The sequence below is a fragment of the Streptomyces sp. DSM 116793 genome (genome assembly GCF_057320905.1).
On sequence record NZ_CM170494.1, the window covers coordinates 4,103,754 to 4,119,114 of the forward strand.

The 15,361-nt window shown below is 75.3% G+C and carries 11 protein-coding genes; 6 read left to right on the forward strand and 5 right to left on the reverse strand.

Translation table 11 applies throughout. The features are described from left to right. Positions 1 to 73 precede the first annotated feature (73 nt). On the forward strand, positions 74 to 913 hold the full coding sequence (locus ACSMXW_RS15805; RefSeq protein WP_485807101.1) for a futalosine hydrolase: 840 nt from the start codon (positions 74 to 76) through the stop codon (positions 911 to 913). Beyond that, the gene (locus ACSMXW_RS15810; RefSeq protein WP_485807103.1) at positions 870 to 1,754 is read left to right on the forward strand and encodes a 1,4-dihydroxy-6-naphtoate synthase; all 885 of its coding nucleotides are present in this window, start codon (positions 870 to 872) and stop codon (positions 1,752 to 1,754) included. Before ACSMXW_RS15805 ends, ACSMXW_RS15810 begins: the two co-directional genes overlap by 44 nt. 113 nt (positions 1,755 to 1,867) lie before the next feature. Here ACSMXW_RS15810 and ACSMXW_RS15815 read toward each other — a convergent pair whose 3' ends face one another. After that, on the reverse strand, positions 1,868 to 2,251 hold the full coding sequence (locus ACSMXW_RS15815; RefSeq protein WP_485808067.1) for a cold-shock protein: 384 nt from the start codon (positions 2,249 to 2,251) through the stop codon (positions 1,868 to 1,870). A 167-nt stretch (positions 2,252 to 2,418) separates the two neighbouring features. Between ACSMXW_RS15815 and ACSMXW_RS15820 the strand changes: the two genes are divergently transcribed. Further along, entirely contained in the window at positions 2,419 to 2,649 is a 231-nt protein-coding gene (locus ACSMXW_RS15820) for a hypothetical protein (RefSeq protein ID WP_485807105.1), read from the forward strand. A 40-nt stretch (positions 2,650 to 2,689) separates the two neighbouring features. On the opposite strand, the gene ACSMXW_RS15825 is transcribed toward ACSMXW_RS15820, so the two are convergent. The 3 genes from ACSMXW_RS15825 to ACSMXW_RS15835 all read right to left on the reverse strand — a co-directional run bounded on the left by ACSMXW_RS15825 (position 2,690) and on the right by ACSMXW_RS15835 (position 5,658). Next, a complete protein-coding gene (locus ACSMXW_RS15825) occupies positions 2,690 to 3,313 on the reverse strand; it encodes an HAD family hydrolase (RefSeq protein ID WP_485807107.1) in 624 nt (207 codons plus the stop codon). A gap of 270 nt (positions 3,314 to 3,583) precedes the next feature. After that, the gene (locus ACSMXW_RS15830; RefSeq protein ID WP_485807109.1) at positions 3,584 to 4,357 is read right to left on the reverse strand and encodes a hypothetical protein; all 774 of its coding nucleotides are present in this window, start codon (positions 4,355 to 4,357) and stop codon (positions 3,584 to 3,586) included. Between the two features lie 152 nt (positions 4,358 to 4,509). After that, complete coding sequence (locus ACSMXW_RS15835; RefSeq protein WP_485807111.1) at positions 4,510 to 5,658, reverse strand: hypothetical protein; 1,149 nt, start codon at positions 5,656 to 5,658, stop codon at positions 4,510 to 4,512. Positions 5,659 to 6,407: 749 nt separating this feature from the next. Here ACSMXW_RS15835 and ACSMXW_RS15840 point away from each other — a divergent pair. Both ACSMXW_RS15840 and ACSMXW_RS15845 read left to right on the forward strand, forming a co-directional pair. After that, on the forward strand, positions 6,408 to 9,158 hold the full coding sequence (locus tag ACSMXW_RS15840; RefSeq protein ID WP_485807113.1) for a helicase-associated domain-containing protein: 2,751 nt from the start codon (positions 6,408 to 6,410) through the stop codon (positions 9,156 to 9,158). Between the two features lie 750 nt (positions 9,159 to 9,908). Continuing rightward, positions 9,909 to 11,558, forward strand: a complete 1,650-nt coding sequence (locus ACSMXW_RS15845) for a DNA repair helicase XPB (protein ID WP_485807115.1) — start codon at positions 9,909 to 9,911, stop codon at positions 11,556 to 11,558. A gap of 298 nt (positions 11,559 to 11,856) precedes the next feature. Here ACSMXW_RS15845 and ACSMXW_RS15850 read toward each other — a convergent pair whose 3' ends face one another. Further along, a complete protein-coding gene (locus tag ACSMXW_RS15850) occupies positions 11,857 to 12,057 on the reverse strand; it encodes a hypothetical protein (RefSeq protein ID WP_485807117.1) in 201 nt (66 codons plus the stop codon). An 867-nt stretch (positions 12,058 to 12,924) separates the two neighbouring features. Between ACSMXW_RS15850 and ACSMXW_RS15855 the strand changes: the two genes are divergently transcribed. Continuing rightward, a complete protein-coding gene (locus ACSMXW_RS15855; protein ID WP_485808068.1) occupies positions 12,925 to 15,048 on the forward strand; it encodes a HelD family protein in 2,124 nt (707 codons plus the stop codon). Positions 15,049 to 15,361: the final 313 nt, after the last annotated feature.

A 15,361-nucleotide genomic window follows, 5' to 3' on the forward strand; every position in this document is an offset into this window, starting at 1 on the left:
CCCGACCCACCGGACCCAACGGACCCGGCGGACCCGGCGGAACCACCCACCACGAAGGACAGCCACGCCGCCCATGCGCATTCTCGTCGCCACCGCGGTCGCCCCGGAGCGGGACGCGGTGGCGGAGGCGTTCGCCACCCCGGCCCGCGGCCCGGGGGCGCCTCCCGCGCCCGTGAGGCAGTGGGAGAGGCTCCCCGGTGCCGTCCTGCTCTCGCCGGCGGACGTCCCGGTGCCTCCCGACCGGCCCACGGCACCGGACGCAGGCGTGCCCCCCGGCGCCCGGGCGCCCCGCTGGGACCTGCTGGCCGCCGGCGTCGGACCGGCCCGTGCCGCCGCCGGCACCAGCGCCGCGCTGACCGCGGCGGCGCTCGCCGGCGACCCGTACGGGCTCGTCGTCTCCACCGGCATCGGCGGCGGCTTCGCGCCCGCCGCGCCGCCCCTCTCGGTCGTCGTCGCCGACGCGATCACCGTCGCCGACCTGGGCGCCGACACCCCGGACGGCTTCCTGCCCGTCACCGCCCTCGGCTTCGGAACCGTCACACACCCGGCGCCCCCCGCCCTGGTGCGGGAGGCGGCCGCCGCGGCCTCGGCGGTCACCGGCACCGTGCTCACCGTCTCGACCGTCACCGGCACCGCGGAGCGCGCCGCCACGCTCCGGGCCCGCCACCCGGACGCCGTGGCCGAGGCCATGGAGGGGTTCGGGGTGGCGGAGGCGGCGGCCGCGCACGGCGTGCCGGTGCTGGAGGTGCGCGCGGTCTCCAATCCCGTCGGCCCCCGCGACCGGGACGCCTGGCGGATCGCGGAGGCGCTGGCGGCACTCACCGAGGCGTTCGGGAAGCTCAGGCCCGTACTGGAAGGTTGGATAGATCATGAACACGACGCCCGACACGACGCCCGGCGCGAGGACCCCTGACGGCCCCCTGCGGATCGCCTACTCGCCCTGCCCGAACGACACCTTCACCTTCGACGCCTGGGCGCACGGCCGGGTCCCCGGCGCGCCCGCGCTGGACGTCACCTTCGCCGACATCGACATCACCAACGGCATGGCGGAGCGCGGCGAGCACGACATCCTCAAGGTGTCGTACGCGGTGCTGCCGTGGGTGCTGGACCAGTACGCGCTGCTGCCGTGCGGCGGCGCGCTCGGCCGGGGCTGCGGGCCGCTGGTGCTGACCGCCGAGCCGGGCCGCGACCTCACCGGCGCGGTGGTCGCGGTGCCCAGCGAGAAGTCGACGGCGTACCTGCTCTTCCGGCTCTGGGCCGCGGACACCGTGCCGGGCGGGGTCGGCGAGATAGTCGTACTGCCGTTCGACCAGATCATGCCCGCGGTGCGGGACGGCAAGGTGGACGCGGGCCTCGTCATCCACGAGGCCCGCTTCACGTACCAGAACTACGGCCTGCACTGCCTAGCCGACATGGGGGAGCACTGGGAGACCACCACGGGCCTGCCGATCCCGCTGGGCGCCATCATCGCCCGCCGCTCGCTGGGCGCGGGCACCCTGCGGCGGCTCGCCGAGGCGGCGCGCGCGTCGGTCCGGATGGCCTGGGACGACCCGGAGGCGTCCCGTCCGTACGTCCTGGAGCACGCCCAGGAGATGGACCCCGCGGTGGCGGACCAGCACATCGGCCTGTACGTCAACGAGTTCACGGCCGACCTCGGCGAGGACGGCTACGCCGCCGTGCGGGGCCTGCTCACCCGGGCGGCGGCGGAGGGGCTGGTTCCGGCGGTGCGGGCGGAGGCGCTGGCGTTTCCGTGAGCGCCGGCCCGGGCCGGGGCCCGGGCCGGGACGGTTGGCCCGGTGGGCCCCGGCGGCCCGGTCGGGTGCGTCGGGGTTCCGCGCGGTTCCCCGCGCCGCTGGGCGGGCCTGGGTCAGACGTCGAGCTGGTCCGCCACGGCGCGGAGCAGGCCGGCGATCTTCTTGCCGGATGTCCTGTCCGGATAGCGGCCCTTCTCCAGCATCGGGGTGATGTTCTCCAGCAGCGTCGTCAGGTCCTGCACGATCGAGGCCAGTTCATCGGGCTTACGGCGCTGGGCCGCGGCGACCGAGGGGGTCGGGTCGAGAATGGTGACGGAAAGTGCCTGGTCGCCGCGTTGTCCCGCCACCACGCCGAATTCGACGCGCTGTCCCGGCTTGAGTGCGTCCACACCGGCCGGCAGTACGGAGGAATGAACGAAGACGTCGCCGCCGTCGTCGCGGGAGAGAAAGCCGAAGCCCTTCTCGCTGTTGAACCACTTGACCTTGCCGGTGGGCACCTGAAGTCCTCGTCCTCGTACTTGTGTCATGCCGCTTCACGGGTGAAAAACGGCTCTGGATAGCACTACAGCGGGTCACCCGACCCGCCGTCACCAAGGCTAATGGTCCCGTGGCCGGTGACAAGACGCTGCCGGAGTTCCTTCGCGCTGGGAACTACCCTGGTCGGGTGCGTGACAAAACCACTCGGAGCGGCGGTGGCGCGGGAGATCGGCTGGTTCGAATCGGTGCGATCGTTTTCTTTGCCGGGGCCGTGGCCACTCTGATCACCGTGGCACCGCTGTTCCTCGGGGTCAAACCTTTTCCGGCGTATATGTTCGCCCTGAGCATGCTGATGGCCGTGGGGTTCGTGATCGCGGCGGTCGGGCTGCTGCGGGTGGTGGCGGCGCAGCGGCGGTAGCGGGGGTGACGGCTGTGCCGTGGGGGCCGGGCTCCTCGCGTCAGGCCGCGGCTGCCACGTGGTCGTCCAGCCACTCGGGGAACGCGTGGAGATCGGCCAGAACCGTGTCCGCGCCCGCCGCGAGGAGTTCGGCCTCCGTGCAGGGGCCGGTGGCCACCGCGACGGACACCGCGTCCGCGGCGCGGGCACCCCGTACGTCTCCGACGTGGTCGCCCACGTAGATGCTTGCGCCGTGCCGGCGCAGGGCCGCCGCCTTGCCCTCCGCCCACAGGTCTCCGACCACGACGTCGGCCTCGATGCCCAGGTGGCGGACGTGCAGGAGGGCGTTGGGCCCGTGCTTGGCGGTGACGACGACCGCGCGGCCGCCGGCGGCGTGCACGGCGTCGACGGCCTCGCGGGCGCCGGGCATCGCGAGGGTTCTGGTGATGGCGTGGGCGGGGTACATCGCGCGGTAGAGGTCGCTCGCCTCCGCGATCCGCTCGGCGGGGAACCAGTTCGCCATCTCCTCGTCGAGCGGGGGGCCCAGGCGGGTGACGGCCAGGTCGGCGTCTATGGGGACGCCGGTGGTGGTGGAGAGGGCCTGGTAGACGGCGCGGATTCCGGGGCGGGAGTCGATGAGGGTCATGTCGAGGTCGAAGCCGACGGTCAGGGCGGGAGAACTCATACCCGCCATTGTGCGCGGCGCTCGTGCCGACCGGTGCGGCTTGTGTTCCGCCGCGGGGCGGGGTGCTGCGGCGCGCGGCTCTCGGCGTGGCGCTCGACGCTGCGCGCGTGCGGGTTTCGTCGTGGCGGGTGCGCCTCGGTTCTCGTTGTGGGGCGGGGCCGCGGTGGGAGAGCCACCTCCGCCCCCGCCCGCCCGTGGTAAGGAAGGGGGAGAGCCGTCCCATCTGCCCGTGGGAGTCACCGTAGGGGGCCGGGGCGAGGCCCCGGAGGGTCACGGGGAGCAGGTGACCGTGGGACCGTTGAGCATGGCGCCGGTGACGTGCTGACCCACCGGAGTCCAGTACCCCAGCATCGACACCACCGTCGAACAGGCCCCCGGCACGGCGACCCGCACGACCACCCGCGCCGCCCGCCCCGGCTGCACGTCCGTGAGCGCACAGTCCAGCGCGTACCCCACCCGCGCGTTCGACGGGTAACTCCCCGTCAGGGGATTCACGCACCGCCGGTCCGCCGAGGCCAGCACGACCCCCGACGCCTCCTCCCCGATCAGCCCGAGGCGCGCGCTGCTGTCCCCTTCCCCCGTCCGGGAGATCGTGTACGTGAGGGTGGTCGTCCGCCCGGCCCGCACCACCCGCGGATGCACCTCGATCCGCCGGGTGACCGGCGGTTTCCGAGCGGTGAGGGTGAACGTCCCCCGCACCTGCCGCCGCACCACGGGCGCGGCCCGCCCGGTGGGCCGCGTCTCGGTCGCGGCCGTGATCTCGTACGTGCCCGGCCCCGGATACCCGGCCCGCTCCGCGAGCACACCGGAGGCGACGACGGCCGCCCCGCGGCGCGCCGGCCGCGCCGTCCACGTACCCGACACCCGGCACGCACAGGACTCAAGCGCCGTCACGGTCATCGCCGCCCCCGCGAGGGTGACGCACAGCCCCGCCGGGCGGTGCCCCGCGGGAGCGCAGTACGTGACGGGGGCGGCGGGGTCCTCGGCCGGTGCGGCGGCCGCGGGCGGCGGCCACAGCAGTGCGGCCGTGAGCGCCGCCGTCACGGTCGTCCCGACGGGGCCGGGGCACGGTCTGAGTCCAAGGCGCATGGGTACTCCGAGCAGGGGGAACGTGCTGGTCCAGCACCGATCCTGCCGGGCTCGGCCGCCCCGCGCGCGCCGGGTGGGCTATCAGGAGGTGCGCGCCGGGACCTTGGTCACGAACGTCCGCGCTGCGACCGCCAGATGAGGAAGAGCGCCGAGGCGAGGGCGGCGCCGCGCACCACCCACGGCCAGGTGCCGGAGACCGCGTCGTTCATGTGGCCGTCGGCGATGGGCTCGCCCCAGCGGCCGTTCTGCCGGCCCCACAGCCAGACCGCGCCGACGGCCACGGCGAGGCCGGGCAGGAAGACGACGGCCCACTTGGTCTCCGCCGCCGTCAGCCGCCGCGACGCGTAGGCGATGACCCAGCCGAGGCCGAGCGCGATCCAGTTGCCGACCGCGGCGCCCGCGACGAGGAGGGCGGCGGCGAGCAGCAGCAGCGGGTTGGTCCAGCGCCTGGCCCCGGCGGCCGCCTTGGCGGCGGGGGCCGCACCGGCTCCCGGCCGCAGCAGCCGACGCCACCCGCCGCGCGGGACAGCGCTCGGCGCGGCGCCGTCCGGCCCGGCGGCCTCGTCCGCGCCGCGGACCTCGTCCGCCTGCTTCCTCTCGTCGAACGGCCGCAGCGGCGGCGGCTTCAGTATTTCCGGGATCTCCACGCCGCCGGTGAAGCCGGGCACCATGTCGGAGCCGCCCAGCGGGCCTGCGTCGATGCGCCACCAGTCGGGCTGCGAACCCGGCGGGCCCAGTTCGTCGGAGCCGGCGAGGTGCGGTGGCGAGGGGCCGTCGAGCGGGACCGCCCGGTAGACGGGCAGTTCGGGGGCCTCGGCCCCGGGCGTGCCGGGTTCGCTCCCCGCCTCCGGCGGCCGTGGGCGCGGCATCCGCCGGCGCAGCCCGCGCGGCCGCGGCGCCCGCTCACCGCTCTCGGCGGCCTTGCGGCCCGCCTCGTCGGCGTCCGCCGGCCCGCCGGCACGGCGTCCCGCCGCCTCCTCGTCGCGGCGCCGCGACCGTGCCGCCGTACCGCCCGCGTCCTGCCGGGCGGGCGCCGTGCCGCCGGCCGCGGTGACCACCTCGTCCGGGCTGCCGAGCCGGGCCAGGAGGCGGCGGACGGCGGCGGGGCTCTCGGCGCCGGTGCGGCGCCGGTCGATCTCGCCGCGTAGCTCGGTGACCAGCCGCATGCGTTCCGATGACGGCAGCTGGCGCTGCTGAGCTAGGTCTCCGACCTTGCTCAGGTAGTCGTAGACGAGCCGATCGCTCTCGATCCCCACGAAGTCCCCTCCGGGGCGCACCCGTTCCAGTACCCCGCCCGACGGTACCGCGCCCCACCCCACCCAACCCACCACGCCCCGCCGGTGCGCCGGCGTTCCCCCTCTCCCTCCCCCTCGCGCCGGGGCCTGGGCGGGTGGGGGCGGGGGCGGCTCTTCCCCCTTCCCCCCGTCTGCCCTGGCGGGGCGGGCCGGTACCGCCCGGGCGCGGTATGCCGTGGGCTGTGCCCACCCTCCCCCAGTGCCTCAAGGACCTGGGAGGTGCCCCCAGCCCCCGGCGGAACGACTGCCCACAGCGGTGGGCACCAGGCTGGAAGGTGCGGTCCCACCGGGCCGCAGACGCCGACGAGAGGTGAGGGGACGTGGGGGGATGTCCGCCCTGGGGGTACCTCCCAGGCCTTTAAGGCACTGGGGGAGTCCGGCGCCACGACCAGAGAGCCCTCCAGTGGGCGGAAGGCGCCGGACCGTGGGGGCACCTCCCACGCCTTCAGGGCAGTGGGGGAGGAGATCCCCCCGCGGCCCCGCCCCACAACGAAACCCAAGGCGCACCGGCCACAACGAAACCCGCACACGCCCAGACAGCCGACCCCACAACGAAACCCAAGGCGCGAGCGGTGAGCATCCGCACCCCGCCCCGCCGCACCGGCGAGACCCCCACGAGCCCGTCGGCGGTGCCGATTCCCCCACGCCCCCACACCCCGCACCCCCACGCCACACCCCCGATGTCACCCGCACCCATTACCGTGAACAGGATGAGCGGTCATGCACCCCAGAACGGCGGCACCACACCCCGTTCCCTCGCGGAGGACCTCCGCCTCCGCGCTGACTCCTCCCTGGCCACCCTCCTGCGCACCCGCCCCGACCTGCTCTCCCCCGTCCCGGGCGACCTGACGCAGCTGGCCACCCGCGCAGGCACCCGCGCCTCCGTCGTCCGTGCCCTGGGCCGTCTGGACCTCTTCGCACTGCAGACCGCCCAGGCCCTGGCGGTGGCCCCCGAGCCCACCCCGTACGAGACGCTGCTCACCCTGCTCACCGGCGACTCAGCCGGCGACACCGCCGGGGACACAACCGGCGGCACCGCCGGGGACACAGCCGAAGAGACAACCGAAGAGACAACCGGGGACACAGCCGAAGAGACAGCGCAGGACACAGCCGCAGAAGCCGCCACGGACACACGCACACAGCCGGCCGGGGGCCCGGCCCCCGAACCCGACCCCGCCACCGTCGCCGAAGCCCTCCCCCACGCCCTGCACACGCTGCGCGAACAGGCACTCGTGTGGGGCCCCGACGACCAGCTCCGCCTGGTCCGCACGGCCCGTGAACTGCTGGCGCCCGCGCCACGGCACCCGTCCCCGACCGGCCTGGGGCCGGCGGTCGCGGAGGCCACCGCGGGCATGTCGCCGGGCCGGATCCAGGAGATCGTCGCGGCGGCGGGGCTGCCGACGACCCACGACTCGGTCTCCGCGGTCGCCGCGCTGACCGCCCTGTTCACCGACCGGACACGGATGGCGGAGCTGCTGGCGCGGGCGCCGGCGGCGTCACTGGAGGTGCTGGCCCGGCTGGAGTGGGGACCGCCGTACGGGCAGGTCACCGCCGACCCCGCGCCGCACCTGCGCTGGCTGCTGGACCGCGGCCTGCTGCTGCCCACCGCGCCCGGCACCGTCGTGCTGCCCCGCGAGGTGGCCCTGCACCTGCGCGGCGGCCGTGCGCACCGCGACCTCGCGCCGCTGGCACCGGAGGTCATCCCGGCCGCCGAGCACCGTCCACAGGTTGTGGACAGCACGGCGGCCGGCCAGGCGCACACCGCGCTCGCGACCGTCGAGGAGTTGCTCAAGGACTGGGGCGAGGGCGGTCCCGCCGTGCTGCGCGCGGGCGGGCTCAGCGTCCGGGACCTGAAGCGGACGGCGGCGCTGCTGGACGTTCCGGAGCCGACGGCCGCGTTCTGGGTGGAGCTGGCGTACGCGGCGGGGCTGCTGGCGTCCGACGGCGGTTTCGAGGGCGCGGCGCACCCGGAAGGGGAGCCCGGCGGGCGGCGCGAAGCGGAGCGGTACGCGCCCACGCCCGCGTACGACGACTGGCTCGGCCTGCCGGCCGCGGAGCGCTGGGCGCGGCTCGTCTCGGCGTGGCTGGCGGCCACCCGCACGGCGGGCCTGGTCGGCGGCCGGGACGGCAAGGACCGGGTGCTGTCGGCGCTCGGCCCGGGCCTGGACCGTTCCGCCGCCCCCGAGGTGCGGCACCGGGTGCTGGAGCTGCTCGCCGGCCTCCCGGAGGGCGCCGCTCCCGACCAGGACGCCCTGCTGGCCAGGCTGCACTGGGAGCGGCCCCTGCGCGGTGCGGCGGCCGGCCAGCCGGCGGCCAGAGGCCCGGCCGAGCCGCCCGGCCCCCGCCGCCCGGCCCCGGACGACCAGGACGACCTGCGCACCCGGGTGGCGCGCTGGACGCTGGCGGAGGCGGAACTCCTCGGCGTCACCGGCCGCGGTGCCCTGTCTGCGCACGGCCGCGCGCTGCTCGGCGCGCCGCGCGAAGCGGGGGCCGCCCCGGCGGTGGGCGCCGCGGAGGCCGCCCGGCGGCTCGCCCCGCTGCTGCCCGAGCCGCTGGACCACGTGCTGCTCCAGGCCGACCTCACCGCGGTCGCGCCGGGCCCGCTGCTGCGTCCGCTCGCGGCGATGCTGGACGTGCTGGCGGAGGTCGAGTCCAAGGGCGGCGCGACCGTCTACCGCTTCACGCCCGCCTCGGTGCGGCGCGCGCTGGACGCGGGCCAGTCCGCCGCGGAGCTGCACGCGTTCCTGGCGGCGCACTCACGGACGCCGGTGCCGCAGCCGCTGTCGTACCTCATCGACGACGTCGCCCGCCGGCACGGCCACCTGCGGATCGGCGCCGCATCGGCGTACGTCCGCTGCGACGACGACGCCGTGCTGGGCGAGATCCTCGCGGACCGGCGCGCCGCGGCCCTGCGGCTGCGCCGCCTGGCGCCGACCGTGCTGGCGGCGCAGGCCGATCCGGCGACGCTGCTGGAGGGGTTGCGCGCGATGGGGTTCGCGCCGGCCGCGGAGTCGGCGGACGGCGATGTGCTGATCACCCGCGCCACCGCGCACCGGACGCCGCCGCGTGCGGCGCCCGAGCCGGTGCCCGACGGTCCTCCGGTGCCGGACGGGACGCTGCTGGGGGCGGCGGTGCGGGCGATCCGGGCGGGGGACGCGGCATCCACGGCGCCCCGCAAGCCGGTGCCCCGGGCGGCCGCCCCCGGAGTTCCGGCCGCCCCCGCCTCGGGGCTGCCGCGGACCACCTCCGCGGACACGCTGGCGACGATGCAGGCGGCCGTCCTGGCGGGGGAGGCGGTGTGGATCGGGTACGTCAACGCCGACGGGGCGGCGAGTCAGCGGGTGATCGCGCCGATCAGCGTGGAAGGCGGTTTCGTCACCGCCTTCGACCACACGGCGGACGAGGTCCGCACCTACCCTCTCCACCGCATCACGGGCGCAGCAGAACTAGCCACGGACTGACACCCACCGCTCACTCCGCCCCCGGCCTACCCGGCATCGTCTCCGTGCCCCCCGGGCCAGGGGGCGGGGCGAAGACGGCTCTCCCCCATCCCCCGCCTGCCCCCGCCGGTACGGGCGGGCACGTTCGTGCGCTGTGCGCTGCTCGGTGGGGGCGGAGGCGGCTCCTCCCCCCTTCCCTCGTCTGCCCCTGGCGGTGCGGGCCGGCGCCGTCCGGCTGCCGTGCGCCGTGGGCTGCGCCCACCCTCCCCCAGTGCCCCAAGTGCCTGGGAGGTACCCCCAGCCCCGCGGAACGACTGCCCACAGCGGTGGGCACCAGGCTGGAAGGTGCGGTCCCACCGGGCCGCAGTCGCCGACGAGGCGTGAGGGGACGTGGGGGGATGTCCGCCCGCAGCGGCCGGCGCCACGGCCAGAGAACCCTTCCAGCCCACGGAGGGCGCCGGACCGAGGACGGAGATCCCCCCGCGGCCCCGCCCCACAACGAACCCCAAGGCGCACCCGCCACGACGAAACCCGCACACGCCGTGGCACCCGCCCCCCGGCGAACCCCAAAGCCCACCCGGCCGTACCCAGCGCATCCCCACGCCCGGCCGTACCCAGCGCCCCCACGCCCGGCCATACCCAGCCCACCCCCACCCCCGCGCCCCACCAAGTAGACTCCACTATTTGGCGTCGGCGCCGTCCCCATGCCGCGCCCCCGGAAGACACCCACCCCACCCCACCCCAACCCCACCCCTCCGCCGGAGGCCAAGCGTGTCCTGCCTGATCGTCCAGTCGGACAAAACCCTCCTCCTCGAAGTCGACCACGACCAGGCCGACGCCTGCCGCCGCGCCATCGCCCCTTTCGCCGAACTGGAACGCGCCCCCGAACACATCCACACCTACCGCGTCACCCCCCTCGGCCTCTGGAACGCCCGTGCCGCGGGCCACGACGCCGAACAGGTCGTCGACGCGCTCGTGCAGTTCTCCCGCTACCCGGTCCCCCACGCCCTCCTCGTCGACATCGCCGAGACCATGGACCGCTACGGGCGCCTCACCCTGAGCAAGGACCCGGCCCACGGCCTCGTCCTCACCACCACCGACCGTCCGGTCCTCGAGGAGATCCTCCGCTCCAAGCGGATCAAACCCCTCGTCGGCGCCCGGATCGACGACGACACCGTCGCCGTCCACCCCTCCGAGCGCGGCCAGATCAAGCAGACCCTGCTGAAGCTGGGCTGGCCCGCCGAGGACCTGGCGGGCTACGTGGACGGCGAGGCGCACCCCATCGACCTCGCCGAGGACGGCTGGGCGCTGCGCCCGTACCAGAAGCAGGCCGTGGAGAGCTTCTGGCACGGCGGCTCCGGCGTCGTCGTGCTGCCCTGCGGCGCGGGCAAGACGCTGGTCGGCGCGGGCGCGATGGCTCAGGCGAAGGCGACGACCCTGATCCTGGTCACCAACACCGTCTCGGCCCGCCAGTGGAAGCACGAGCTGGTCGCCCGCACCTCCCTCACCGCGGACGAGGTCGGCGAGTACAGCGGTACGAAGAAGGAGATCCGCCCGGTCACCATCGCCACGTACCAGGTGCTGACGACCAAGCGGAAGGGCATCTACCCCCATCTGGAACTCTTCGACTCCCGCGACTGGGGCCTGATCGTCTACGACGAGGTGCACCTGCTGCCGGCGCCGGTCTTCAAGTTCACCGCGGACCTCCAGGCCCGCCGCCGCCTGGGCCTGACCGCGACACTGGTCCGGGAGGACGGCCGCGAGTCGGACGTCTTCTCGCTGATCGGCCCGAAGCGGTTCGACGCGCCGTGGAAGGAGATCGAGGCCCAGGGCTATATCGCGCCCGCGGACTGCGTGGAGGTCCGGGTGAACCTCACCGACGGCGAGCGGCTCGCGTACGCCACCGCGGAGACCGAGGAGAAGTACCGTTTCTGTGCGACGACGGACAGCAAGCGCCGGGTGACCGAGGCGCTGGTGCGCCGGCACGCGGGCGAGCAGACGCTCGTCATCGGCCAGTACATCGACCAGCTCGACGAGCTGGGGGAGCACCTCGACGCCCCGGTGATCAAGGGCGAGACGACCAACGCCCAGCGCGAGAAGCTGTTCGGCGCGTTCCGCGAGGGCGAGATCTCGGTGCTGGTGGTCTCCAAGGTGGCCAACTTCTCCATCGACCTGCCGGAGGCGACCGTCGCGATCCAGGTCTCGGGCACCTTCGGCTCCCGTCAGGAGGAGGCCCAGCGCCTCGGGCGGGTGCTGCGCCCGAAGGCGGACGGCCACGAGGCGCGGTTCTACTCGATCGTCGCCCGCGACACCATCGACCAGGACTTCGCGGCGCACCGCCAGCGTTTCCTGGCGGAACAGGGCTACGCCTACCGCATCGTGGACGCGGACGACCTGCTCACGGGCGAGCTGGAGGCCTGAGAGACGGCGCCCCGCCGGGGGCCGGGGCTGCCGGCTCATGGGGGCGCACCCCCGAAAGGGGCGCGGGCACCACCGCGACCGACCGGCACCGGCGGACGGAGGCGCCGTCCCTCTCGGACCCGGGACGCAAGCCGGCCCCCGGGACCGCCGGCCCCGGGGGGCAGGGTCGGCGGTCCCGGGGAGCCGGGGTCGGGGAGACAAGGACCGCGAGGAGGATTCCGCGGCCCGACCGCGGGAGGGGGAGGATCCGCGGCCGGGGACCGCCGCCGGGGAGCGGGAGGGGAACCGCCCGCGCCGCTCAGTGGCGCCGCAGCACCACTTCCACCTCCTCCATGTACTCCCCGAAGATCGCCACCTCGAAGGCGGAGGCCACGTAGACCCTGATCGCTCGCAGAGCATCACCGAGACGGTGCTGATGGGGTGTTCCAGTCGCGGCCGTGGCGCCCGGCGGGCCGGACGGCATGGCGGCCGGGGTGAGGGAAAAGGCCGATATGCTCATGTATCCATGGTCGTTTCCGACCAGCTCGGGGGCATCAGCCCACAGATGTAATAGCCGCGGCCCACCCCGTCCGCCCAGGGGCCCATCCCCTACACCTCAAGGCTGACCCGCCGGCCTCCCGTCCCCTAGGTGAGACCCAGGACCGCCCGCGCCCCGCGAGGCGGGCAACCACGACGCACCGGACTGGGCGCGGCCGCGATACCCGGGGCCGGCGATACCGGGGCCGGCGCGATACCGGGACCGGGGCGATACCGGGGCCGGCGCGATACCGGGACCGGGGCCTGGGCGGGCGCGCCCCAAAGGGCGGATGGGCGGGAGAAAAACGCTTCGCCTCCCGACCCTCCGCCGACTACACTCTCGCCTCTTGCCCGCCTCCCCTCTGTGGAGCGCCGCCGCCCGGACGGAAACCGGCCGGCTCTTCCCGCGCGCCCGCGTGCGCGCACCCACCGCACAGGCCCACCGCACAGCGCCCGGCGGCGCACCGCATCCGCGCGTGCCCCGCCGGGTATCCGTACGCTCCCGGAGGCAGTACCCGTGTCCACCCCACCCGCCGACCCCCACCCCGCCGACGAACCGTCCGGCATCCCCGCGGCCCGTTCGCCGCAGGACTCGCCACCGGGGACCAGCGCGCCACAGCGCACCGCACCACGAGGCGGCACCGCGCCGGACACCGAAGAGGCCACCGGCCCGGGCACGCACCCCGAAGAGGCCGCCGGCCCCGACGCGGCCCGCGAAACCGAAGAGGCCACCGCCCCGGGCACCCACCCCGAAGAGGCCGCCGGCCCCGACGCGGCCCGCGAAGACGACCCCGGCCCCTTGGCCCGTGAGCAGGCGCACCTGGCCGCCTCCCGTGCGGCCCTGCGCGCCATGCGCGAGGACGTCGAGTCCCTGGACATCAGCGACGTCACGGCGAACTGGGTGAACGCCGAGGTGCTCCGGCGCCAGATGGAGGCCCGCATCAAGGCCCTGGCGGACCTGGCGCACACCCCCCTCTTCTTCGGCCGCCTCGACTATCGGCACGCCCCCGGCCCGGACCGCCCCACCGCCGCAGACCGCCCCACCGCCACAGACCGGGCCCCCACCCCCGACCAGACCACCGACGTAGACCCAGCCCCCACCCCAACCCCCACCCCAGACCGTGCCCCCGAACCCCGCACCCCCGCCGAACCCCGCACCCCCACCGAACCGGATGCCGACGAACCGGCGACCGCCCTCTACATCGGCCGCCGCCATGTGCACGACGCCGACGGCGACCCCATGGTCATCGACTGGCGCGCCCCGGTCTCGCAGCCGTTCTACCAGGCCTCGAAGAAGAACCCGATGGACGTGGTGCTGCGCCGCCGGTTCGGCTACACCGGCGGCGACCTCTCGGCTTACGAGGACGAGCACCTCATGGACCCGGCCGAGGCGGTGCGGGCGAGCAGGCTGCTCCAGCAGGAGATCGAGCGGCCGCGTGTGGGCCCGATGCGGGACATCGTCGCGACCATCCAGCCCGAGCAGGACGAGATCGTGCGCTCCGGCCTGTCCGGCACGGTCTGTGTGCAGGGCGGCCCGGGCACCGGGAAGACCGCGGTGGGCCTGCACCGCGTCGCGTACCTGCTCTACGCCCACCGGGAGCGGCTGGCCAGGACCGGCACTCTCGTCATCGGCCCGAACGCGTCGTTCCTGCGCTACATCGAGCAGGTGCTGCCCGCGCTGGGCGAGCTGGAGGTGAAGCAGGCGACGATCGGGGAGCTGGTCGGGCAGGTGCCGGTCTCCGGCACGGACGACCCGGCCGCGGCGCTGGTGAAGGGCGACGCGCGTATGGCGGAGGTGCTGCGGCGCGCGCTGCGCTCGCACGTCACGCCGCCCGCGGAGCCGCTGGTGGTGGTGCGCGGCTCGCGCCGCTGGCGGATCCCGGCGTACGAGCTGGCGGAGATCGTCGACGAGCTGCTGGCCCGCGACATCCGCTACGGCGCCGCACGCGACGCCCTCCCGCAGCGCGTCGCGCACGCGGTGCTGGTCCGCATGGAGCAGGCGGGGGAGGCCCCCGATGACCGGGTACAGGACGCGGTGGCGCGCAACACCGCCGTGAAGGCGCTGGTCAAGGCGGTCTGGCCGGCGGTGGACCCGGCGAGGCTGGTGCTGCGGCTGCTCTCCGACGCGGACTTCCTCGCCGCGCACGCCGAGGGGGTGCTCACCGAGCAGGAGCAGAAGGCGATCCTGTGGGTCAAGCCGCCGCGGAGCGTGAAGTCGGCGCGGTGGTCGGCGGCCGACGCCGTCCTCGTCGACGAGGCGGCCGACCTGGTCTCGCGCACTCCGTCGCTCGGTCATGTGGTGCTGGACGAGGCGCAGGACCTCTCGCCGATGCAGTACCGGGCGGTGGGCCGGCGCTGTTCGACGGGGTCGGCGACGGTCCTGGGCGACCTGGCCCAGGGCACCACGCCGTGGGCGACGCGCGGCTGGGACGAGGCGCTGGCGCACCTGGGCAAGAGCGATGCGGTGGTGGAGGAGCTGACGGCGGGCTTCCGTGTGCCGCGCGAGGTCATCGCGTACGCCTCCCGGCTGTTGCCGGCGATCGCGCCGGGGCTCGCCGAGGTGGCGTCGGTGCGGCAGTCGCCGGGGTCACTGGAGGTGCGGCGGGCGGCGCCCGGGGAGCTGACGGCCGCGGTGGTGGACGCGTGCCGGGCGGCGCTGCGGCACGAGGGGTCCATCGGTCTGATCGCCGCGGACGTCCGCGTTCCGGTGCTCGCGGAGGCACTGGCCGAGGCGGGCCTCACGCACCTCGCGCCCGGCGAGGAGACCACGCTCACCACGCGCCTCACGCTGGTGCCGGCGTCCTTGGCGAAGGGCCTGGAGTACGACTACGTGGTCCTCGACGAGCCCGACGCGATCGTCGCCGGGGAGCCCGACGAACGCACCGGCCTCCGCCGCCTGTACGTCTGCCTCACCCGCGCGGTCTCAGGCCTCACGGTCCTCCACGCGTCCCCACTCCCCCCACAACTCACCTAGCCCCGGGGGGCACCTCCAGGCGGGGGCCACCCCGCAAGGGGCGCGGGGAACTGCGCGACCAGCCCCCACCAGCGGGCAGCCCGCAACGAAACCACAAGGGGCTGGGCGCAGCCGGAAAAAGGGGCGCGGGGAACTGCGCGCACAACCCCCACCGACCCGCAGCCCGCAACGAACCCACAAGGAACTCGGCGCAGCCGAAAAAGGGGCGCGGGGAACTGCGCGCACAACCCCCACCAGCGGACACCGGCGACGAGGCCGCGAGTGGCCGGGCCCGTCGCCCGCCGCAGGCGCGTCGCGACTGGTCGCGCCCACA

What these genes read in the sequence shown, in the direction of transcription:
- ACSMXW_RS15805 (WP_485807101.1), top strand. Translation starts at nt 74, where the DNA reads ATGCGCATTCTCGTCGCCACCGCGGTCGCCCCGGAGCGGGACGCGGTG.
- ACSMXW_RS15810 (WP_485807103.1), top strand. Translation starts at nt 870, where the DNA reads ATGAACACGACGCCCGACACGACGCCCGGCGCGAGGACCCCTGACGGC.
- ACSMXW_RS15825 (WP_485807107.1), bottom strand. Translation starts at nt 3,313, where the DNA reads ATGAGTTCTCCCGCCCTGACCGTCGGCTTCGACCTCGACATGACCCTC.
- ACSMXW_RS15840 (WP_485807113.1), top strand. Translation starts at nt 6,408, where the DNA reads ATGAGCGGTCATGCACCCCAGAACGGCGGCACCACACCCCGTTCCCTC.
- ACSMXW_RS15850 (WP_485807117.1), bottom strand. Translation starts at nt 12,057, where the DNA reads ATGAGCATATCGGCCTTTTCCCTCACCCCGGCCGCCATGCCGTCCGGC.
- ACSMXW_RS15855 (WP_485808068.1), top strand. Translation starts at nt 12,925, where the DNA reads ATGCGCGAGGACGTCGAGTCCCTGGACATCAGCGACGTCACGGCGAAC.